Annotated in this window: 18 protein-coding genes and 1 tRNA gene; 8 read left to right on the forward strand and 11 right to left on the reverse strand. The window is 55.2% G+C overall.

Annotated elements, in window-relative coordinates:
* Positions 1-4: 4 nt before the first annotated feature.
* The 6 genes from AC6IY8_RS05025 to AC6IY8_RS05050 form a co-directional block, all read right to left on the reverse strand.
* Positions 5-1,327 carry an O-antigen ligase family protein gene (locus AC6IY8_RS05025; protein WP_497777610.1) on the reverse strand — a complete coding sequence of 441 codons (1,323 nt, stop codon included), beginning with the start codon at positions 1,325-1,327 and terminating at the stop codon, positions 5-7.
* The gene (locus tag AC6IY8_RS05030; protein ID WP_497777611.1) at positions 1,324-2,706 is read right to left on the reverse strand and encodes a lipopolysaccharide biosynthesis protein; all 1,383 of its coding nucleotides are present in this window, start codon (positions 2,704-2,706) and stop codon (positions 1,324-1,326) included. Before AC6IY8_RS05030 ends, AC6IY8_RS05025 begins: the two co-directional genes overlap by 4 nt.
* Positions 2,707-2,711: 5 nt before the next feature.
* Positions 2,712-3,746 (reverse strand): CgeB family protein, encoded by a 1,035-nt coding sequence (locus tag AC6IY8_RS05035; RefSeq protein ID WP_497777612.1) that lies wholly within the window; start codon positions 3,744-3,746, stop codon positions 2,712-2,714.
* A gap of 35 nt (positions 3,747-3,781) precedes the next feature.
* The gene (locus AC6IY8_RS05040; protein ID WP_497777613.1) at positions 3,782-4,591 is read right to left on the reverse strand and encodes a polysaccharide biosynthesis/export family protein; all 810 of its coding nucleotides are present in this window, start codon (positions 4,589-4,591) and stop codon (positions 3,782-3,784) included.
* A gap of 169 nt (positions 4,592-4,760) precedes the next feature.
* Positions 4,761-6,965 (reverse strand): GumC family protein, encoded by a 2,205-nt coding sequence (locus tag AC6IY8_RS05045; protein WP_497777614.1) that lies wholly within the window; start codon positions 6,963-6,965, stop codon positions 4,761-4,763.
* 328 nt (positions 6,966-7,293) lie between these two features.
* On the reverse strand, positions 7,294-8,742 hold the full coding sequence (locus AC6IY8_RS05050) for an aminoacyl-histidine dipeptidase (protein ID WP_497777615.1): 1,449 nt from the start codon (positions 8,740-8,742) through the stop codon (positions 7,294-7,296).
* 159 nt (positions 8,743-8,901) lie between these two features.
* Between AC6IY8_RS05050 and AC6IY8_RS05055 the strand changes: the two genes are divergently transcribed.
* From AC6IY8_RS05055 to AC6IY8_RS05065, 3 genes are all read left to right on the forward strand, one after another.
* Positions 8,902-9,957: an alkaline phosphatase family protein gene (locus AC6IY8_RS05055; RefSeq protein ID WP_497777616.1), complete on the forward strand. Its 1,056-nt coding sequence runs from the start codon at positions 8,902-8,904 to the stop codon at positions 9,955-9,957.
* 19 nt (positions 9,958-9,976) lie between these two features.
* A complete protein-coding gene (locus AC6IY8_RS05060) occupies positions 9,977-10,216 on the forward strand; it encodes a hypothetical protein (protein WP_497777617.1) in 240 nt (79 codons plus the stop codon).
* Positions 10,217-10,433: 217 nt separating this feature from the next.
* Positions 10,434-10,604, forward strand: a complete 171-nt coding sequence (locus AC6IY8_RS05065) for a hypothetical protein (protein WP_497777618.1) — start codon at positions 10,434-10,436, stop codon at positions 10,602-10,604.
* Between the two features lie 26 nt (positions 10,605-10,630).
* On the opposite strand, the gene AC6IY8_RS05070 is transcribed toward AC6IY8_RS05065, so the two are convergent.
* The 3 genes from AC6IY8_RS05070 to AC6IY8_RS05080 all read right to left on the reverse strand — a co-directional run bounded on the left by AC6IY8_RS05070 (position 10,631) and on the right by AC6IY8_RS05080 (position 13,075).
* Positions 10,631-12,118: an MFS transporter gene (locus tag AC6IY8_RS05070; RefSeq protein WP_497777619.1), complete on the reverse strand. Its 1,488-nt coding sequence runs from the start codon at positions 12,116-12,118 to the stop codon at positions 10,631-10,633.
* 196 nt (positions 12,119-12,314) lie between these two features.
* Complete coding sequence (locus AC6IY8_RS05075; RefSeq protein WP_497777620.1) at positions 12,315-12,755, reverse strand: PilZ domain-containing protein; 441 nt, start codon at positions 12,753-12,755, stop codon at positions 12,315-12,317.
* Between the two features lie 243 nt (positions 12,756-12,998).
* Positions 12,999-13,075, reverse strand: a tRNA-Met gene (locus AC6IY8_RS05080).
* Positions 13,076-13,337: 262 nt separating this feature from the next.
* Between AC6IY8_RS05080 and AC6IY8_RS05085 the strand changes: the two genes are divergently transcribed.
* Complete coding sequence (locus AC6IY8_RS05085) at positions 13,338-13,727, forward strand: hypothetical protein (protein ID WP_497777621.1); 390 nt, start codon at positions 13,338-13,340, stop codon at positions 13,725-13,727.
* Positions 13,728-13,732: 5 nt separating this feature from the next.
* Here the strand turns inward: AC6IY8_RS05085 and feoB are convergent, their stop codons facing one another.
* Both feoB and AC6IY8_RS05095 read right to left on the reverse strand, forming a co-directional pair.
* A complete protein-coding gene (gene feoB / locus AC6IY8_RS05090; protein ID WP_497777622.1) occupies positions 13,733-15,625 on the reverse strand; it encodes a ferrous iron transport protein B in 1,893 nt (630 codons plus the stop codon).
* A 3-nt stretch (positions 15,626-15,628) separates the two neighbouring features.
* Positions 15,629-15,916, reverse strand: a complete 288-nt coding sequence (locus AC6IY8_RS05095) for a FeoA family protein (protein ID WP_497778606.1) — start codon at positions 15,914-15,916, stop codon at positions 15,629-15,631.
* Between the two features lie 305 nt (positions 15,917-16,221).
* On the opposite strand from AC6IY8_RS05095, the gene hppD reads away from it, so the two are divergent.
* From hppD to fahA, 4 genes are read left to right on the forward strand one after another with little or no spacing between them, the layout of a single operon-like run.
* A complete protein-coding gene (gene hppD / locus AC6IY8_RS05100) occupies positions 16,222-17,307 on the forward strand; it encodes a 4-hydroxyphenylpyruvate dioxygenase (RefSeq protein ID WP_497777623.1) in 1,086 nt (361 codons plus the stop codon).
* Positions 17,308-17,341: 34 nt separating this feature from the next.
* Positions 17,342-18,691, forward strand: a complete 1,350-nt coding sequence (gene hmgA / locus AC6IY8_RS05105; protein WP_497777624.1) for a homogentisate 1,2-dioxygenase — start codon at positions 17,342-17,344, stop codon at positions 18,689-18,691.
* A 3-nt stretch (positions 18,692-18,694) separates the two neighbouring features.
* Positions 18,695-19,609 (forward strand): hypothetical protein, encoded by a 915-nt coding sequence (locus AC6IY8_RS05110; RefSeq protein WP_497777625.1) that lies wholly within the window; start codon positions 18,695-18,697, stop codon positions 19,607-19,609.
* A complete protein-coding gene (fahA, locus tag AC6IY8_RS05115; protein WP_497777626.1) occupies positions 19,606-20,922 on the forward strand; it encodes a fumarylacetoacetase in 1,317 nt (438 codons plus the stop codon). Before AC6IY8_RS05110 ends, fahA begins: the two co-directional genes overlap by 4 nt.
* Positions 20,923-21,049: the final 127 nt, after the last annotated feature.

The following is a 21,049-nucleotide window of genomic DNA, read 5'->3' on the forward strand; positions in this document are numbered from 1 at the left end:
GCAACTAGCTGAGCTGCTCCTGACGTGTAACGCTCGGGCTGAAATAAAAGAACAACACTAAGAACATGTAGAGTGCTGAGATTCCATAGAACTGCTCCATCCCACCCTCGGTGATTACGCACACGAGGATCGTCGAAATCGTAGAGATGACGAGTACGTTATCTGCATAATAGCCAGACACAGCGCGAAACATCGGAATCATCAGGAACGCAAGCAGGCAGAGGCTATAAGGCCAACCATAAGCGACTGGTATTCGCAGCCATGACTCATCGCGAGCAGCGACACGCGATCCGGTCGCAAATTCTCCATGTCGGCCTATGCTCCACTTTAGATACGGGCTTGAATGTCCATGCCCAATGAACGGGTGTTCCGCGCTTGCTCTCAGGAGTAACAGGTTCAGTACATCACGTCCGGTATAGATTCCAGTAGTATTTGCCCCGGCTGATCCGCCCTCAATGCGAAGGAAGGGAAGCTCGTCCTGCAAGTTGGAGACGATACTGGAAACACTTCTTTGCACAGCAGGAGCGAAGATACCCGCATAAAATACGACGCACAGTATGACGGGGATGCAGGCAATGATGATTCGACGTCGTATCAACTTCGCATAAGCTGCAACCGCAGCGATCGCGATCACCAGGAACAGCAGTGGCGCACGGGATTTCGAAACAAAGAGAATGGCCGTGAGTGGAATGAAGGCTAGCACGCGCGAAGCTGTAATTCCTCTTCGAGCGCAATCTGCGATTGCAAACAGAATCAGCAGCATCGCGAGCCACAGGACGTTTGAATGTCCCGCGTGATCGTCAGCCATCAACAGCAGTCGCTTGTTCTGCGAGAAGACTTGCCAGAAATAATAGCTTGGCATCGTGGGCCAGTGAATGGCGGTCAGCGCCGTACTCGCGACGAACATCGCCGTCGTGCAACACACAAGCAGGCACTGAATGCGCGAGAGTCCTGTCTCGGGCCCCATGATTCGAATGCAATTCCTCGCTAGGAATGACAGGGCTACGATGGACAGCATTCTGGCAATGACGTTGAACATCGAATCCACATCGCTCGAATGAGCCAGCATTGCAAATATTTCCGCCGACAGCAGTAAATAGAAGCCGATTGCTCTCTTCGGCAAGGTAAGTGTCTTGTTTGCCAATATCGTTATGAACAGCATGGCGGCGTAGAACGCCGTGTACCACTTCGCAAGCTCCTGCGGAACTAGCGGTAACAGGATCAGCAGCGAAAACACGAAGCTGAACAGCAACGCTCCGGTGAACGTCATGTTCAACGGGAAGCGTTGTTTGGCTACGTTGAGCTCGCCTAAAGAGAGTGTGCTCATGACCTGTTCGCCGTGGCTTCGCACTCATCGAGCGATGTGGAGATCATGATCATGGACCGCGAGAATCCTCCAAAGGAGTCCTTGAGGAGACGAATTGAATCCCGCAAGACATACCATCCCGTTGCAAGATCTACGAGCAGCAACGCAGCAGCGGCCCCGATCAGATGCAAGGTAGGCGCAAGCGCTGCGGCCAGCATCACTGAGATCGAGGTGGTGATGAGGTAAACGGTTGAAAGTCGCAAGTGACGATTGGTCGCGAGGACGACTACCGAACTCGTATTCCAGAAGGAATTAGCGACGATCACAAGCAACAGAAGGTGAAACGTGGAGACATCCATTGTTACGCGGCCGTGAGTCCAGAGGGTGAAAGCGCGGTTCCCGAAACACCATAATGCTGCGACCGCACCCAAAGATAACCAGAGCGAAGCCTGACATGCCCGACGGTGGAGCCTGCGCGCAAGCTCCCAGTTTTGTGCACCCCAAGCGGCGGAAAGTTCCGGCCAAACGCTGTTCTTTACCGCCTCCATAATCTGGAAAGGGAACCGGCTTAACGTTCGCATGGTAGAAAACGTGACGACCGGTACAGGACCAAGCTCCATCCCGATTACCAGGACCATTCCTTGCAAACTCAGCGCATTGCCCGCCGGAAAAGCCATGTACGCCAGGGCTGGACGTGCCATGGCGCGTACGCATCGAGAGCTTGCGTGCCGCGTGCCAAAGCGAAGCCATGGCGTGCAAGCCAGCATGGTGCAACCCGACGCGATCGTCGTCAGAACCCGAACAGCAAGCAGGATTGCCGCAACACTTACGGGAGGCGCGTGTAGTACAACAGCAAGAGTGGTGGCTGTGGCCTCACTTATACGGACGCCATTGATAAGCATCATGCCGGTAGCGAACCTGCCATCACATCGGAAACCAGCCAGAATCAATGTTCCCTGCAGTGCCACAAGCACGTACACGCAAAGCATGATGATTACAGTTCGAACCTCTGATCTGGAAAGAACCGATGCATTGATGATGCGATGTACTGGCAGCAAGCCAACCAGAACGGCGGCCGCAACCGCGATTAAAACCGAGAGCGTTGTGACTAAAACCCACGCACTCTGAAAAGTTGTAATTGCCGCCTCGCGATCTTTTCGCGCGACGCTCATTGTCATCTCGTTACTGGCTACGCTGCCAAATCCGAGGTCGCAAAGAGCGAGATAAGCTGGCATTGCCGTGAGTACAAGCCATTCTCCATAGAGCGTTGGTCCCCACGCGCGGAGAAAAATCGGAACACTGATAATCTGGATGAGGGCTGTTACCGCAGGGCCAAGTGCACTCGCTCCGAACCCTCGTAGCAGTCGTGCACCAACGCGATTTGTTGTCTCCATGGTCATCGCGATCAGTTCACTACAACCTTCGCTGCATTTCCGTGAGGCACGAGTCCGAGCTCGCCGAACATCTGATTCAACCTGTGCTGGTAAGTGTGCTCAGAATGAGCACGCTTGTATGCGCGCTGTGCAATCAACGCACGCTCCTGAGGGTTCTGCAGGTAATACTCAACCTTTTCCTTCATCTCGCTTTGCGAGGTGTAGGTGACGATCTCGAACTCCGGTTCGAAGAAATCTTTGAGCGAGGGCTTTAGTTCGGCTATTTGAAAAGCTCCACATCCAGCGATCTCAAACAGACTGCAGTTCACACCTTCGATCTCAGAGTAGTGAATGGTGTTCACTACAATCTTCGACGCATTCAGCGCAGCGGCCTTCGTGTGCTCCGCAATCGAAACGTTCATGTACTTCGAGCGAATGCTGGTGTTCACCCAGGTCGGACGGTAGGAGCCCCAAATCTTGAGGTCAAACTCAGCTAGCGCTTCAAGCATGCGCGCCCGATAGTAGTGCAATGAGCCAATCGCGGCGACATCGCATCGATATAGGTCGATCTCATCTTGGTTTGTCTCGGCCTTACGATGCCACATGGGATTGCAGCACTCAGCTAGTAGAGCGGTGGGCAGATCAAGTTTCGTCGCGAGCTCTCGCACGAGCCATGGCTCTTTGAGAAATACGCGGTCATATGGACTGGCAACGACGTATTGACGATAGATGTGCTGAATGGAGTCCGTGAACCAGCAAACAACCGGAGCACTGTGAATCATCTTCAGTTGAGACACGACAACCGGAGGCACGGTGCAAATCGTCACGAGTACGAGGTCGGGCTTGGAGTCGCTTACTGCTCGCAGGATGGAGTTGTAGTAAGCCTGTTCGATGGATGGAAAAGCTTTAGATGCCAGTTCCCAGCAGCCGTTCACCCAGCGACTCGCATGGTGACTTGCTCTTCTGCCAGCGCAATGAATGACGTCGTGGCCCATCTGTTCCAGCGTGACGCAAATATTGCGCGCAAACGAGTCTGGTGCAATTGGGCCAACAACGACGATCTTCACGTAAATTCCTACTCTCTATTTCGCCTCGGCCAGCACTAGAGCCGATTGTAAATAAGCGCGGTCGAGGTCGCGTTGACCGCTGCCTCAATGCCGCGGTAAGCGAAAATCTTGCTTCGGCTCGAAGGTACAAACAGAATGTCACCGTCTTCCACTTGAATGTCCGGCGCTTTGTTCTGCAGAATTTTCTTTAGAGGGACTTGAATCTCCTGTCGAGTGCCTCCGGCTTTCCGAATCAGCTTGGCCCCGTTTGATGTTGCTGTGCGGTTCGAGCCTTGCGCTAGAGCGAGCGCTTGCACAACCGTAAGGCGATCGTTGGTTTCGATAAGGAAGCCTCCTGGTTTCCCGACATCGCCTACAACGTAAACCACACCCGTGCGTGCGACTGTGATGGTGTCGGCGGGACGAATCTCGACATTGGTTACAACGCTGCCTGGCCGGGTGTCGAGAAGAACGACTTCGGGGTGAGCCGTATCCGCCTTGTGCGCCAGGGTCACAGTTCTGCTGGCGGATTGAGTCAAGCCACCAGCTGCCGCGATCAACTCCGGGAGGGTGTGATTGCCAAGTAACGGATAAATACCGGGATTCTTAACTTCGCCTGTTACCGTCACACCCTGGGTAGCGTATTCACTGATAAACACAGTAACGTGCGGCGCGCGCATGACGTCGGCGCCGCGAAGCTTTGCCTCGATTGCAACAGAGGCCTCTTCGGCGGTCATATCAGATAACGTGAGCGGACCGGCAACAGGCAATGAAACTTCGCCAGCCTCGTTGACGCGAAGTTTTCCTGAGAGCTCCGGCGTGTCAAAGACACTCACTTCGAGCAGATCGCCTGATGCGATTTTCAACGCATGCGATGGTGTTGAAAGCGTCGACGCCTGCACTGGCGGCAGGTTCTGACAAAGCACAGGGAAGGGAAGCCCGAGGAGTGCTGAAAGTAATACGAGCGCAACGTATGGGCGCGGCGTATGCTTTGGTTCAGTTCTCTTCGACAAGCGAATTCGATTCAGCACGTTGCTAATCCTGCTCCTGGTAGTAGTTCGCCATCGCTTTACCGTACATTGAACCCTGAGTGTAGTAGTAGTTTTCGAGCTTCAGATTCACGGCGTTGAAAACAATTCCCACGACGTTGCTGCTGGCACGCTCGAGCAGGTGACGTGCTCGAGTTACGGCTCTCTCTCTTGCAACCCCGGAGCGAACCACCATTACGACGGCATCGGCCAAATGCGCCAAGGGAAGGGAATCAGCTACGGCGAGCACGGGCGGAGTGTCGATGATGATGCGGTCGTAACTGGCGGAGAATTGATTGAGCAACTCGATCATGCGATTCGATGCGAGCAGTTCCGCGGGATTTGGTGGATGAGGACCGGCGGGCAGCAGCTTGAAAGTTGGCAACGACGCAATTGGCTCAACGATGGACTGAGAATCGAATTGCTGCGTAAGCACGGTGCTCAATCCAAGCTGCGCATGAGTTTGCCCGAGATGCTTGAGGATTGCCGACCGCCGCAGGTCAGCATCGATCAGCAGCACCGACTCGCCACGCTGTGCAAAGGCAATTCCTAGATTGGTTGCAACCGTTGTCTTGCCCTCTCCCGCAATGGAGCTAACCACCGCAATCATCTTTGGAGTGCGATCCGCAGAAGAGAGCAGCAGCGCGCTTCGCAATCCACGGAATGCTTCGGCTGTTTGCGATTGAGGACTCGCCAGGAGAATGGGGCTATGGGCGCCACTATTCTCGCGGCTTTTGCGCGTACTCGGTGCCTCGACAGGAACGCTGCACAAGACGGGCAGGCCGATCCTAGATTCGAGTTCCTCCGAACTGCTCAATGTGTCATCGATAGCTTCGGCGGCTACTGCGAACATTATGCCGAGGAACATTCCGCCGAACAGGCCCATCACAAAATTTATCGCAATCTTCGGGGAGATTGGTCTGGCTGGAATCTCCGCGCGATCAACAATGCTTATGTAACTCGAGCTTAGTCCTGCTGTTACACCCGCCATCTTCAGCTTCAGTTGTAAGGTGTCGTAAAGCTCACGGCTATTCTCAACTTCGTGTTTCAGGAGCGCGTACTGCACGGCATGTTCGTTCAGTTCGTAGGCTTTTTCCTTCTGCTGATCGAACTGATTGCGCAAGAGAGATTCGGTCTTTGCGGCAGATAAATACTCATCTTCGAGACGTTTGCCTACATTCGCAACTTCGGTGGCAATCTCGTTGTCGAGCTTTGCCTTTTGCGCCTGCATCTCGCGAACCTTGGGGTATCCGGTTCCGAACTTGGAATTGAGTTGGGCGAGCTGCGCGTTCAGTTCCGCTTCCTGAGCGCGAAGGAGTTGCAGATTGGAGGATGGCACCACGCTGGCGATCAGCTCAGGATTGCCCGAGGCCGCCATCTTATGCCGCGCCTCTTTGACAATGCGATCTGCTTCGGCCTCCGTGAGTTGCTGGTTTAGAAGGCGCAGGCGATCAACAACTATGTTGTCGTTCTCGTTTGTGCCAAGGATATTGTTCTGCTTCTGGAAGTCTGCCAGCTTCTGCTGCGCTTCCGCAGACTTCGTCTGCAACTCTTGCATCTGCTTCGAAAGCCAGGTCGTGACCTGCACTGTTCCCTCATAGCGGGATTGCAGGTTGCGCTCCATATATTTCTGCACGATGCAGTTGGCTATCTCTGTTGCGAGCTTTGGATCGGTGCTGCGAAATCGAACCTCTACGATCTGTGTGTTGGGAAGAACATCAACCTTGAGCGAACCATGGAAGGCGTCAACCATAGCCTGTCGGTCTGAGGCGTTCATTGTTCGCGGATCAGTCAGCTTCGCTTCTGCAGCTTTCTTGCCCGCGAAAGCAGGCACTTTCGCGAGTTCGAGCGATTCGATGACCCGCATAGCGACCGTATCGCTCTGGATGATTCTTACTTCGGACTGCAAACGACTGCCGTCGTCATCGGCTCCGGCAAATTTATCGCTGATCATCTCCTCAAGTCCCAGCGTCGATGAGCGGCTTGGGTCTATTTGCAGGCGAACGACGGTTTCATAAACGGGTTTCTTCAGAAGCGTGTATATAGCGGACAGCGCGAACAGCGTAGCAATCGTGCTCAGGATGAGAACTTTACGCCGGAAAAGCAGCCGCCAAATCTCCTGCAGAGACCGCTCCTGCTGAGCAGCAACGTCATTGGCAGAGAGCAGAACAGTTTTCGGCTTGGCGAGACCACCTTCACCTATCGCGCGCATGAAACATCCTCTAAGACCGGCAAACATTCGAATTCATTTAGCTTGCAGATAGGTACATTCAACGCAGAACCCAGCATGTCTCACGATATGCGCTAAGCCACGGGAAAGGGAGACGAACTTTGCCATGGGCACACGACAGTCCTTCGCCGTCTGGTCCAAGCTGGCTGTAAGTGCATGACAACAGTTTGCGCTGTTAAGCCGGATCAGCAGAAGGGTATTCACTTTTGATGTGAACTGGATTGAATATAGGAAACGAAAGTGTCTGTTGTCAACAAAGTACACGAAAGAGCGCCCGCTATTGACGGGCGCTCCCGAATAGAGTGGATGGCTACAGCTTTTCCAGTACCGCCGTAAGGTATTTCCAGAATTCAGCGACCGATGAAATCTGAACCCGTTCGGCAGGGCTGTGTGGATGCTCGATCTGCGGCCCAAAAGAGATCATCTGCATCTCCGGGTAGTTGACGCCCAGCACTCCGGTTTCGAGTCCCGCGTGCATAGCAATCAGATTGGGTGAGGTGCCGTACATCTCTTCGTACACGGCCTTTGATTTGCGGACGATGTCGCTATTCGGCTCGGGCTTCCAGCCGGGATAGCTGGCCGCATGCTCAACTTCAAAGCCGGCTAGCTTGCAGGATGTGGCAACCAGGCGCTTTGCAATGTTCTTGCTGCCTTCAATCGCAGAGCGCTGGCTGGTAACGATCTCCACCACACCATCTTTTACTCCGACGGTCGCGACGTTTGTCGAATCCTGCACCAATCCGGGCACATCGGGGCTCATGGCTAGTACGCCGTGATGAAGGCTTGCGATCAGGTCCACAATCTTCTTTGCGTCGGCATCGGCGATGACTTGCTGCGGACGTTCCGCCTTCTCAACCGTGATCTGCAAGTCTGGATCGAAGGATCCAAGGTCGGCGCGAACGTCTTCGGCAAATTGCGCGACGATGGACTTGAGCTTGGATTCGCCGGAAGCGTTCGTTACGATGATTGCTGACGCTTCGCGCGGGATTGCGTTGTGAGCGCTGCCGCCTTTAACATCGGCAACCTCGACCGGCAATTGTTCCGTAAGCAATTGCAGAGTCCCGCCCAGAATGCGTATGGCATTGCCGCGCCCGAGATGAATATCGACGCCGGAGTGGCCGCCCTTCAGTCCGCTAACCTTGACGCGATATGCGCTATCGCCTTTTGCAGCCTGGAATGCGAGCGTGCGGCGTGCCCTCGTGTTCAAGCCACCTGCGCATCCGATGCACAATGTACCCTTCTCTTCGTTGTCGAGATTCAGCAGGTAGTGTGCCTTGAGCACTCCGGGCTTGAAAGCCGAAGCTCCGCCGAGAGTCGTTTCTTCTTCAACTGTGAACACGAACTCAAGCGGGCCGTGCTTGATGTTCTTGCTTTCCATCACAGCAAGGGCCGCGGCCACGCCGACACCATTGTCGGAGCCCAGCGTAGTGCCGTCTGCATAGAGCCAGTCGTCCTTGCGCACCATACGGATTCCGTCTGTGTCGAAGTTAAACTCCGTGCCTTCGTTTTTTTCGCAGACCATATCAAGATGGCCCTGCAGAGCCGTTACCGGAGCCGATTCGCGGCCAGGATAGGCAGGCTTGCGAACGACTACATTTCCAGCCTCATCAACATAGGATTCCAGCCCCAGATTTGAGGCAAGCTTGAGTACGTGAGCGCGTGCAGCAGCTTCCTTGGTGGAAGCGCGAGGAATCGCGGCCAGTGCTTCGAAGTGTTTCCAAATTTCCTGTGGTTCAACTCCTGCAAGTGCAGATGACATAACACTCTCCAGATAACCGAATGCAATTATCCTACAACGATTGACTTAGTTATGAATGCGCTGCAAATGCGTACATCGCAGTAAGTGCTCGCTCGGTGGACATCTCTGACGTAATTCTCATCCTCTGAAGTGTTCAACGATAGAGCAGAGGAGATGTGTATGCGTTTCAAGCAGATCGTCCTGGGCCTTATCTCGTCTTTCAGCTTGGTTTGCGTCACAAATCTCCAAGCAGCCGACGCGTTGCAACAGGAAGAAGACATCACGGCTTCGAGCGCTCCTGCGGCTACAACTCCAGGAACCTTCCCCAGTTCGCACCACGTCTTTGTTGTAATGCTGGAGAACCAGAGCTTTTCGCAGGTATTCCCGTCTGGCGGTGCCAAGAATTGCTCGACAGCCGGCATGCCGTACCTGTGCGGCCTTGCTGCGAAGAACGGCAACGCTCTCCAGTTCTATGGCAACTACCACGGCTCGCTGCTGGACTATCTGTACAACACCTCAGGCTCGGCTTGGACTGGTAGTCCGTCCTACTGCACTGGCGGCGGCTGCGCGTACGCCGGAGCGGTCACAGGGGACAACATTGTTCGCGCAATGACCAACTCTGGACGCACGTGGCGCGGATATTTCGAAAGCATGCCCTATCGCGGATATATGGGCGGCGACACGGGATACTATGTAGCTCATCACAATCCGTTCCGCTGGTACTCGGACGTGGCGCACTCGTCAGTCCTGCAAAGCAACATGTACCCGTTCAGCCAATTTCCTCTTGATGTGAAGGCGAACTCGTTTCGCAACTTCAATTACATCGTTCCCAATTTGCTTCATGACGCACATGGTACTGGAACGCAGAGTGTCTCATCCCTCCTACTCGCGGCTGACAATTGGCTCAAGATGAACATCGGCCCTCTGCTGGCAACTCCAACCTTTCAATCCGGAGGCGATGGCATTCTTATGGTCGTCTTCGATGAGGGGAGCGTGAAGGGAAAGTCGGGCGACAGCGTAACCGACAGCTCCTGTTCAGCAACAATTCTTTCGGGATGCGGTGGGCACGTAGCGTTTGTAATGATCGGCCCGCGCGTGCTCCACGGCTACACGACTTCCAGTACTTACCATTTTCAGGACATGCTGCACACCATTGTCCACCTCATGCGCATGTCGGATTACATGAAGGTGTCGGGAGCGCGTGACGTCGCTCTCCTGCCAGGTGTCACTTACTAAAGGCTATTAAGCTTCGGCCATGCTGCAGACAGAGACACAAAAACGCGCGACCATCTGGAGATTCTTAAGCTACATAACGAACAATGAAGCGCAATCTCGGCACGAAGAGATGTTTGACGTGATCTTCTGGTGCGTTGAGACGCTGGCGTTGGCAATCGGCATCTGGATCCTGATGGCTAAGCACAGCTCCGAGTGGATTCCGTTCCTCGTCATCGAGTACTGCTGGGCTATGGATAACCTCAGGCACAACCGCCCCTGAACAGAGTCGCACCCCTTTTGAACATTCCCTGGCGAACTACTTTGCTATTCCAGATTCCTAAATCCGGCAGGGTTTTTACCCTTTGGCCCCTCATGACTTACGCCGGATCTGCCCCAAAATCGCGGCGCGAGGATTCGCTCAAAGCCTCCTCTGGGCGAGATGATAGGAGTACGGGAAGAGCTCGGAGTTCAGCTTTGCTCATCTCAGAAGGGAATCAATGCAGTTCTTTATCGATGATGACACCTTTGTTCCAGAAGACGACATGCCGGAACAGTGGATGGCCCAGGTATTTGAAGTAGTGACACGCAGGTCAGGAATGGTTCGGAAGACGCAAGCCCCCGCCAAACGCCGTGAGCTCAAGCTTAAACAATTACGGGCTGGATTCTAGTCCAGCCCGTGATGGGGTTTGAAGGCTTAGGCCACTTTCCCAGATGACTCCGATTGTGCTGCAAGCGGCACGCGATCCACTTCCTCCCAGATACGGGCACCATGTGACTCGTGTAAGGCTAAGCTGCCAACGACAAACGTCATGGCTGCTACTGCCATCGGGTAATACAGTCCACTATAGATGTTTCCTGTAGTCGCGATGGTGGAGAGACCAATCAGAGGCACCATTCCACCGAAGACGCCATTGCCCAAGTGGTATGGAAGAGACAATGAGGTGTACCTGATCTTCGCCGGAAACGCCTCCACCAGGTACGCCGCGATCGGTCCGTAAACCATGCACACGAACAATACCTGTAGGAACACCAGGCCCACGATTGCTGGCATGTTCGGATTCTGTGCGACGGTGGCCGGAACTAATTTGCCTGCAGCATTCGTTGTGAGCGGAGTTAGCTTGACTGCACCTGTCACCTTGTCCTTCGCCGAGGTAACGCTTACTACGTTGTTGCCCACAGCCCGTTCCATTCCGTGGTAGATCGGGATGTAGCAGATCACAGCGAGCAGGCAGCCCGCCATCATGATCTTCTTGCGGCCAATGCGATCGGAGAGCGCTCCGAACACGGTAAAGAAGGGCATGCCGAGCAGCAGAGCAATCGCAACTGCAATGTTCGCGCTCTTTGGATTCATCTTCAGAATCGTCTGAAGGAAGAACAACGCGAAGAACTGGCCTGTGTACCACACGACACCCTGTCCGGCCGTTGCTCCAAGCAACGAAACCAGTACGCGCTTCACGTTAGGCCACTGAGTCAGTGCATCCTTCAACGGCTTTGTCGAGGTCATTCCCGCGCTCTTGAGTTGCGAGAAGATGGGTGACTCTTTCATCTTCATTCGGATGTAGAGCGAGATGGCCACCAGCACCAGAGAGATCAGGAAGGGAATGCGCCATCCATAGTTGCGGAACGCCAAGTCAGTCATGCTGCCCTGGGTGATCAGAATTACGCCAAGCGAGATGAACAGGCCGAGGGTCGCCGTAATCTGAATGAAACTGGTGTAGAACCCGCGTTTTCCATCCGGCACGTGCTCAGCGACATAAATTGCAGCGCCGCCGTATTCGCCACCAAGCGCGAGTCCCTGCAACACGCGCAGAGCGATCAGGGCAATTGGAGAGAACCATCCGGCGGTAGCGTAGGTTGGCAGCATACCGACTACGGCCGTGGAGAAGCCCATGATACTGAGCGTTACCAGGAAGGCGTATTTCCGGCCGACCAGATCGCCGATACGCCCGAAAAACAACGCGCCCAGCGGTCGGACCACAAAGCCGACGGCGAATGTCGCGAGGTATGCGATGTAAGCGAATGTGTCGTTTCCGGGTGGATAAAACTTCGGAGCTAGGTATGCGGCAAGGCTGCCGAAGATGTAGAAGTCGTACCACTCAATCATGGTGCCGACAGCCGATGCAGAGATCACTTTGCTGATCTGATATTCGGGTACTGCCAGGTTGCTTGCCTCAGTGGCCATCTCTCATCTCCAATCCCTTTATCAATGCTGAATAGCACAAAATGGTTGCCTGAGACATGGATTCCGGGGCGGGATTTTGATGATGGGCAATACGTCTCTGTTCGCGTCTTTCAGCGAACAGAGGGCTACAACTCGTGATTCTCAAACATGCGAGGGAATCCCGGGGCGAGCGCGGTGTTGATCCGAGCAGGCTTTGCTACTTGCTCTGGTGTCCGCCTTCAGTGAACTGGATAGCATATTCACCGGGTAGTGTTCCGGTGGGTTTTCTTTGCACTCGGACGATTCTGCCGGGCTGAAAGATGTTGTGTCCGCCTTCCACATAATGCACCGCAATAGAGAGATCCGTGTTTAAACGAAACGCCTCGAAACTCGAGATGAACGCACCTCCGCGACTCAGATTCATCACATTCACGATGACCTCGCGCCCGTGCTTGGTCACGACTGCGGCCAGGGTGTTCTTGCAGGAGATCCGCGTATGGCGCCTGTCATTCACTATGCGAGTTGCGGGTTTCAAATGGTAGATCTCATGCGTCAGCGGCACTAGATTCGGCTCATAGTCGGCATAGTGCGACAGCGCATCGCTCGAGCTGTGGCTAGCTGCGTGGTCGTTCTGAAAGGCGTCAGGTTTGGGGTTCACAGCGGTCCTCAATCCGCGAATGTCAATTCGCAGACTTCGGTGACATTGTCGCCTGATTGTCGGCGCGATTTATTAGGAGGGTTTGCTTACGGCAATCTGTGTTTTGCCTCAGGTAGAAAAGAAAGGGAAGCAGTGCTTGATTTCCGAAACCGACGGGCACCCATCTCTGAGCGGTGTGCGAGGCCAAATCGAAAAGCTGCTCGGAGCTGAGCAGCTTGTTCTCAAATCTTATGATGGAGCGATTGGTTGCGGGGGCAAGATTTGAACTTGCGACCTTTGGGTTATGAGCCCAACGAGCTACCAGGCTGCTCCACCCCGCAAAATGATAGTAACAATCGAGTCGTGTAGCGTCAAACCGTTGAGCGGCAAAGATGTGGAAAATCGAGAGGGGAGGTTCAATTCAGGCAATAGGCATGCACCTCAACAGCATTCGCATTTTTGTGCGGCTATGCCTGGCGGTATCGCGCCTCGTAGTACTTGAATCTTGGAAACAAAAAACAGAGTTAAAGCATCTTACAAACGTTTGCCCGTCGGGTGAGCTCCCGAAAAGAGCTCGAGCAGCGCTTGCTGCGTGAAAGCAGAATGCCAACCCTTAGCTTACGTTCGGTTGCTCTTTCCGTCGGATTCGCCGTCTATCTTCTCTTCAGTTCATCGCTATTTGCACAAGCGAAGCCAGTTGTGGTCGAAAAGGTCGAGCCCGCCACATGGGAGCCGCGTTCAGGATCCGAGGTGATGCTGCGGCTCTCTGGGCGTGGTTTGGACAGGGTGGTTGGGGTGAAGACGAAGCACAAGGGGATTCGCGTAATCCGCATCGAATCCCCAGACCAGAATCACCTGCTCGTTTGGCTCCGCATCTCGCCGACAGCGCAGCCAAGCACGATGATGTTGCAGGTTTCTACTCCCTACATGACGACCTTTGCCGCTGTACCGCCGGTTCAAGCAAACGAAGCCACGTTCGCCGCCGGAAAATAGGGAGCCTAGTACCAGTAGAGCAGCGTGACGCGGTAGGCCACGAAGGCGGCGACATAAGCTACCGTCGTCATGTACAAGAACTGCAACAGCGGCCATTTCCAGCTATTCGTTTCGCGCTGCACTACTGCCATGGTGGACATGCACTGCATCGCAAACGCGAAGAACACCAGCAGCGCAATTGCTCCTGCGGGGCTCAGGTCGCTTCGCAAGGCTTCCTGCAGTGCCATTGCATGCGATTCAGGATCGACTCCATGCAGGGTGCCCATCGTGGCGATGATCACTTCGCGTGCGGCAAACGAACTGAGCAGGCCCACGCCGATCTTCCAATTGAAGCCGAGCGGACGAATCGCCGGTTCGATGAAGTGGCCGATTTTTGAGATCGCGCTATCGGCAATGGCTGGAGGTTGGCCATTGTGCATCGGCAGGTACGTCAAAGCCCAAAGCAGAATGCTGACGCCGAGGATGACCGTTCCGGCGCGGAACAGGAAGGCCTTGGCACGATCCATCAGGCGAAGTCCCAGCGACTTCCACATCGGCCAGCGGTAGGTCGGCAACTCCATCACGAATGCCGCGTCGCGGCTGCGCAAAATCGAACTTTTAAGAGCTCTAGCCGTGATCACGGCCATGACAAAGCCCAGAACGTACAGGCTCAACATGGCGATGGCGCGAGTGCCCACCATCGGCCCCAGCACCGGGCGATTGGGAATAAATGCCGCAATCACCATGGTGTACACCGGCAGTCTTGCGGAGCAGGTCATGAACGGCGCAATCAGAATCGTGGCGATGCGATCGCGCTTGTTCTCGATGGTGCGCGTTGCCATGATTGCAGGCACGGCGCATCCGTAAGCAGAGAGCAGGGGAATGAACGACTTTCCGTTCAATCCTACTTTCGCCATCACCTTGTCCGAGATTACCGCTGCGCGTGCCAGGTATCCCGAGTCTTCAAGTATGCCGATCACTAAGAACAGCAGCAGAATTTGCGGCAGAAACACCAGCACTGATCCTGCGCCCTTCCAGACGCCATTCACTACAAGCGAGTTGATCAGACCGGCAGGCAAGATACTCCCAAGCCACACTCCGACATTGTCCAGCAGCTTTTGCAGCAGATCGCTGGCGGGCTGGCCAAGGGAGAAGATCGTCTGAAACACCGCTACGATGACGACGGCGAAAATCACTCCGCCCCAGAACTTATGCAGGAAGATCGAGTCCAGTCGGCGGGTCCACTCAGGAGTCGCGCCGCGCCGATAGGCCGCTTCAGATCCCATGCGCACAGCCCATTCGCGGCAATGCTTAGGATCGCCAAAGATCGGAAGCTCCAGCGGTTCAGGGGTCTGCGGAGCAGCTACCAGGAAATTCGCAACCGCCTGCAACCCCTCGCCGGTGGCGGCGCTTACGAGCGCGACCGGGGTGCCGAGTTGCCGTGCCAGGGCAAGCACATCGATTTGTCCGCCCTGTTTGTGAAGTTCGTCTGCCATATTCAGCAGAACAAGCGTCGGCAGGCCGAGGGCGATCACACGCCCGGCCAGTACAAGATGGCGATTCAGGTTATTCGAATCAAGAACGAGAATGATCGCGTCTGGACGATCCGTGCCCGGCATTTCGCCATTGAGCACCTCGATCGTGACCTTCTCATCTTCCGATTTCGGATTGAGGCTATAGACGCCAGGAAGATCGATTAGCGCGACTTCTTGTCCGGAGGCGAGGCGGAAGCTTCCGGCGTGATGCTCGACCGTGACTCCGGGGAAGTTTCCTACGCGCTGGCGCAGCCCGGTAAGTCGATTGAAGAGCGTTGTCTTTCCCGCGTTCGGCGGGCCTACGACGGCAACAGATTTGTAAACCGGGGTGCCTGTCGCTTTCGAATTGGCAAGGGTTCCGGGGAGCGATACTGGAACACTCACTGCTTACCTCATCTCTGTTTCGGTATCGCGGAGAGGACGCACGCAGATGCGTTTCGAGAGATCGCGGCGCAGGGCCACTTCGGTTCCGTCCACACGGTACACCCGGGGATTGCCACCGGGCCCACTGCGCGCGACCAGTACTTCCAGGCCAGGCACAAAACCGAGATTCATCAAATGCTCGGCAGTGTTCTGAGGCATGTCGAATTCTTCAAGGATTCCGCTCTCGCCCACGGCGAGGTCACAGAGTGTCTGGTTCTTGTCGGTGTGGACCTTCATGAAGTTGAAAACCATTTTCAATACCAAAATTATTCTAACTCTGTTTGATCCTTCTTCAACGGATCAAAGTCACAATAGTTTGTGACACGTGAACTGAGTCTGTTTAATGTGTTCACAATCAATCATATACGAGTTGGCTACGGTCTGTCTCATGTGCCAGCCATCATGCTGCAAGCCAGCTGTTTACACCGTTTGCTCTGAATTGGAACCTCGCACAGAGTCGATGTGAGGTGTCTGCAACTTCAATTCGCAGCGCTTCATCCAAAGGCATGGTTTGGCTGCCGGGAACTTTACACTGCTCCGGCGCCGGGGTGGGGTCGATGGAAAATCCGCTGCAAATCAAGCGCATTCATCATGTGGAGTTCTGGGTTGGCAATGCGAGGCAGGCTGCTTTCTTTTACCGCAACGCCTTCGGATTCTCGCAAGTTGCCTATCGGGGGCAGGAGACGGGCAGCCGCGATGTAGCTTCCTACCTGTTGAGCCAAGGCAAGGCCAATTTTGTATTGAGCACCCCGCTCACTTCGTCTCATCCCGCGGCAGAGCACATCAAGCGCCATGGTGACGGCATTCGCGACATCGCGCTCGAAGTCGGAGACGCTGATCTTGCGTTTGAGCAGGCATTGTCGCGTGGAGCCGAAGCCGCCGAGGCGCCACACGATATGAAAGATGAATTCGGAACTGTGAGGCGCGCCGCCATTCGCACATATGGCGACACGATCCACTCGCTCATCTCGCGACGTGGGTACAACGGCCCATTTCTCCCCGGTTTTGCCGAGCAGCGGATTGCCGCTGATGATGCCGGTATCCTGCGCATTGACCACATGGTCGGCAACGTCGAGTTAGGTCAAATGAATCGCTGGGCCGAGTTCTATTCGAAGATCTTTGGCTTCCACCGCTTCATCAGCTTCGACGACAAGGACATCTCGACCGAATACAGCGCGCTCATGTCCATCGTGATGTCCGACGATTCCTATTCGGTCAAGTTTCCCATCAACGAGCCTGCCCCGGGCCGCCGCCGCAGCCAGATCGATGAATATCTCGATGCCTACCAGGGAGCGGGCGTGCAACATATAGCTTTGCAGGTGAAGGATGTAATCGCCACGGTCGATAAACTTCAGCGAAATGGCGTCCAGTTCCTGCGCGTGCCTGACAGCTACTACGACCTGCTGCGTGATCGCATCGGCTCTCTGGACGAGCCTATCGAAGAAATCAAGCGCCTAGGCATTCTGGTGGACAAGGACCAGGATGGCTACCTGCTCCAGATCTTCACTCGGCCTGTTGAGGATCGCCCAACGGTGTTCTACGAAATTATTCAGCGCAAGGGCAGCAAGGGATTTGGCAAGGGCAACTTCAAGGCGCTATTTGAAGCAATCGAGTTGGAGCAAGCGCGGCGCGGCAATCTGTAGAGAAGAGCACAACAATCGCGAGATCGGAGATGCGATGGCACACGATGTGATGATCAGCAGCCCGGAAAGCAAAGCGCAAAATTGCCCGCAGCAGGCAACACTGAGCTATCAATCGGGGTTCGGCAACGAGTTCGCTACTGAAGCTGTTCCGGGCGCGTTGCCTCAAGGGCAGAATGCGCCGCAGAAGGTGCCATTTGGCCTCTATACCGAGCAACTCAGTGGCACTCCCTTTACCATGCCACGCACTCAGAATCGCCGCACGTGGGCTTATCGCATCCGTCCCAGCGTGATGCACCAGCCATACCACCAGATCGGCAACGGCATGCTGCGCTCGACTCCATTCGACGAAGTTGCTGCCCCGCCGAACCAGATGCGCTGGAGTCCGGTGCCCATCCCAAGTGCTCCAACAGATTTCATCTCCAGCCTGCATACTCTTGCTGGCAACGGCGATTTGCGAATGCACAGCGGAGTCGCGATTCACATTTACGCTGCCAACCGGAGCATGGAAGGCGTTTACATCTACAACGCCGATGGCGAGATGCTTATTGTCACGCAAGCCGGACGCCTGCTCATTCACACCGAATTAGGGCGCATCGAACTCACGCCCGGAGAAATCGCCGTAATACCACGCGGAATCAAGTTTCGCGTCGAACTGCTCGACGGCGAAGCACGCGGCTACATTTGCGAGAATTACGGTGCAACATTCCGACTGCCCGATCTTGGCCCCATTGGCGCCAACGGCCTAGCCAACGCGCGCGATTTCCAAGCGCCTGTCGCTGCCTTTGAAGACATCGAGCGCCCAGTTCGCGTCATCTGCAAGTTTCAGGGAAATCTGTGGGAGAGCGAGTACGACCATTCGCCTCTCGACGTAGTGGCCTGGCATGGCAATTACGCGCCTTACAAGTATGATCTAGCCCGCTTTTGCGTCATCAACACCGTTAGCTTCGATCACCCGGATCCCTCGATCTTCACCGTACTCACATCACCCTCGGAGATTCCCGGTACAGCGAACTGCGACTTCGCTATCTTTCCTCCGCGATGGATGGTTGCCGAGCACACATTCCGCCCGCCTTGGTTCCATCGCAATTTCATGAACGAGTTCATGGGCCTGGTTCGCGGTGAATACGATGCCAAGGCCGAAGGTTTTGTCCCCGGCGGCGCCAGCTTGCACAACTGCATGAGCGGCCATGGGCCGGATGCAACGAGCTATGAAAAGGCATCTACCGCGGAACTCAAGCCGCAATATCTGGATGACACGCTGGCCTTCATGTTTGAGACGCGGTTTGTTTGCCGCCCTACGCGCTTTGCCATGGAAACCGCGGAACTCCAGCACGAGTACTACACATGCTGGCAGAGCCTCAAACGCAACTTCCCGCGGAGCTAGCGCATGTCAACTCCAGCGCGTACCACGGCAGCGTCGTTGCGCGTGTTTCTGGCGTCCATCATCGACTATGCGGGATTGTTTCCACCCGCATCGCTCGACATGATGGCGGCCGTCAGTAACTATTCGGCTTATCTCACCAGCTCTGAGCGCTGGGCGCTCGGACGTTTCGTGCTTCCCGTTGCGCGTCTGGATGAGTTCCTGAATGCCCAGGAAAACGTTGCGACTGATCCTTGGCAACTGAGTGGAATCGTCTCCGCCGACGTAGAGTCGGAACTGGCGGCTGTTGCCGAGTTCAATCGCAAAGCTCCCGGTGCGATCATCAAGTCGGTCGAGCTACGCGTTACCAGTGCGGGTGAAGTGGAACTGGTTCGCAGCAACCGGCCACCCGAATTAGAGGTGTTCTTCGAGGTATCGCCCGAACAAGCAGCCGAATTGCTTCCCCTCGTACGCGGCGATCATGCAAAGCTTCGCACCGGAGGCGTCGTTCAAGAGGCATTCCCCTCTGCGGAGCGGATCAGTGAATTCATCTCTCTTTGCGCGGAAACGGGAGTGCCATTCAAAGCTACCGCGGGACTTCATCACCCGATGTCCTGCGTGCGTTCGCTTACGTATGAGCCCAATGCGCGAGAAGGGAAGATGCACGGCTTCATCAATCTATTCACCGCTGCAGCGATTGCCTGGTCCGCCGTCAACGCGCATCGCTCGATACCGCACCGCGCCATGTCCGCTTGCCTCGTGGATGGAAACCGCGCACACTGGCAATTCGATGAAGAAGCTGTTGTCTGGAGCGGGGAAGCCGAGCCTGTGCGAATCGATGTCGATACACTGCGCCACGTGCGAGCTCAGTTTGCGCTCAGCTTCGGTTCCTGCTCATTCGAAGAACCTTTTCAGGATATGCACGAGCTAGACCTGCTATGAACAATGAACTCAATGCCACCCACGATCCCAACGCTCGATCGTTTGTGGAATCGGCCAACATCGCGGGCGTTGACTTTCCGCTCCAAAATCTCCCATTCGGAGCCTTCACCAACGGGCAGAACGTCGAGTCCAGTCTGTGTGTGGCCATTGGCGATCAAGTGCTCAACCTCGAAGCCGTCGCCGAGCGCTGCCTGCTTGATGAGGTAGACGACAGTGTGTGCGAGGTTTGCAAAAACTCATGCCTGAATGCATTGATGGGATTGGGCGCGGCCCGATGGTCCGCCCTGCGGCGTACGTTATTTCGTTTGCTGAGTGCAAACTACCCTCGTCGCAACGAAATTGCTGAGTGCCTCATCCCTCAGCGTGACATTACGCTTGTCATGCCCGTCCGCATCGGCAACTACACTGATTTCTACGCCTCGATTCATCATGCAAGCAACGTTGGAGCGCTGTTTCGCCCCGATAATCCGCTGTTGCCCAATTACAAATGGGTTCCCATCGGGTACCACGGACGAGCCTCAAGCATCGTCATCAGCGGAACCCACGTACGCCGTCCTCGTGGTCAACTGAAGCCTTCTTCTGCCGAGGAACCGCAGTTTGCGCCTTCGCGTCGCCTCGATTACGAGATGGAGGTCGGCGCCATGGTCGGTGTCGGAAACGAGATGGGCGAGCCGATCCCGATCGCGAAGGCGAGCGACCACATATTCGGTTTTTGTCTTGTAAATGACTGGTCTGCTCGCGACATTCAAGCGTGGGAATACCAGCCGCTCGGTCCTTTCCTCGCCAAAAGCTTTGCCACCACCATCTCGCCATGGATTGTCACGGCTGAAGCTCTCGCGCCGTTTCGCACGATAGTTGCGCCGCGTTCCAATGGTGATCCCAAGCCCTTGCCTTATCTTGCCGACGCCGATGATCAGCAGACTGGCGCGATAGACCTCACCGTGGAAGTGTGTTTGGGGACAGATGCCATGCGCAAAGGCAATCTCGCGCCGCATTGCATCAGTCGCGGCAACCTTCGTGACATGTATTGGACGTTTGCGCAGATGTTCGCACACCATACCTCCAATGGATGTGATCTGCGACCCGGTGATCTCATTGCCAGTGGAACTATCTCCGGTTCCGATCCAATCTCTCGTGGCTGCCTGTTGGAAATCACCCGCGGCGGAGCCGAGCCCATCCAACTTCCAGATGGCGCGCAACGAACTTTTCTCGAGGATGGCGATGAGGTGCTGATGCGCGCCTACTGCGAGCGGCCCGGCGCGATTCGCATCGGTTTTGGTGAATGTCGGGGCGTTGTCCTCCCGGCAATATGACCCGCAATCCGTGCAAAGTTTCTTAAAGCAATACACTGAGCCCACACATGTGTTTTGCGCATTGAGATCGCCTGCCATGCGTGGTAGAACGTTGCTTTAGCTCGAGCGCTCTCTTGAGAGCGCCCGG

Source organism: Koromonas soli, from assembly GCF_059726265.1.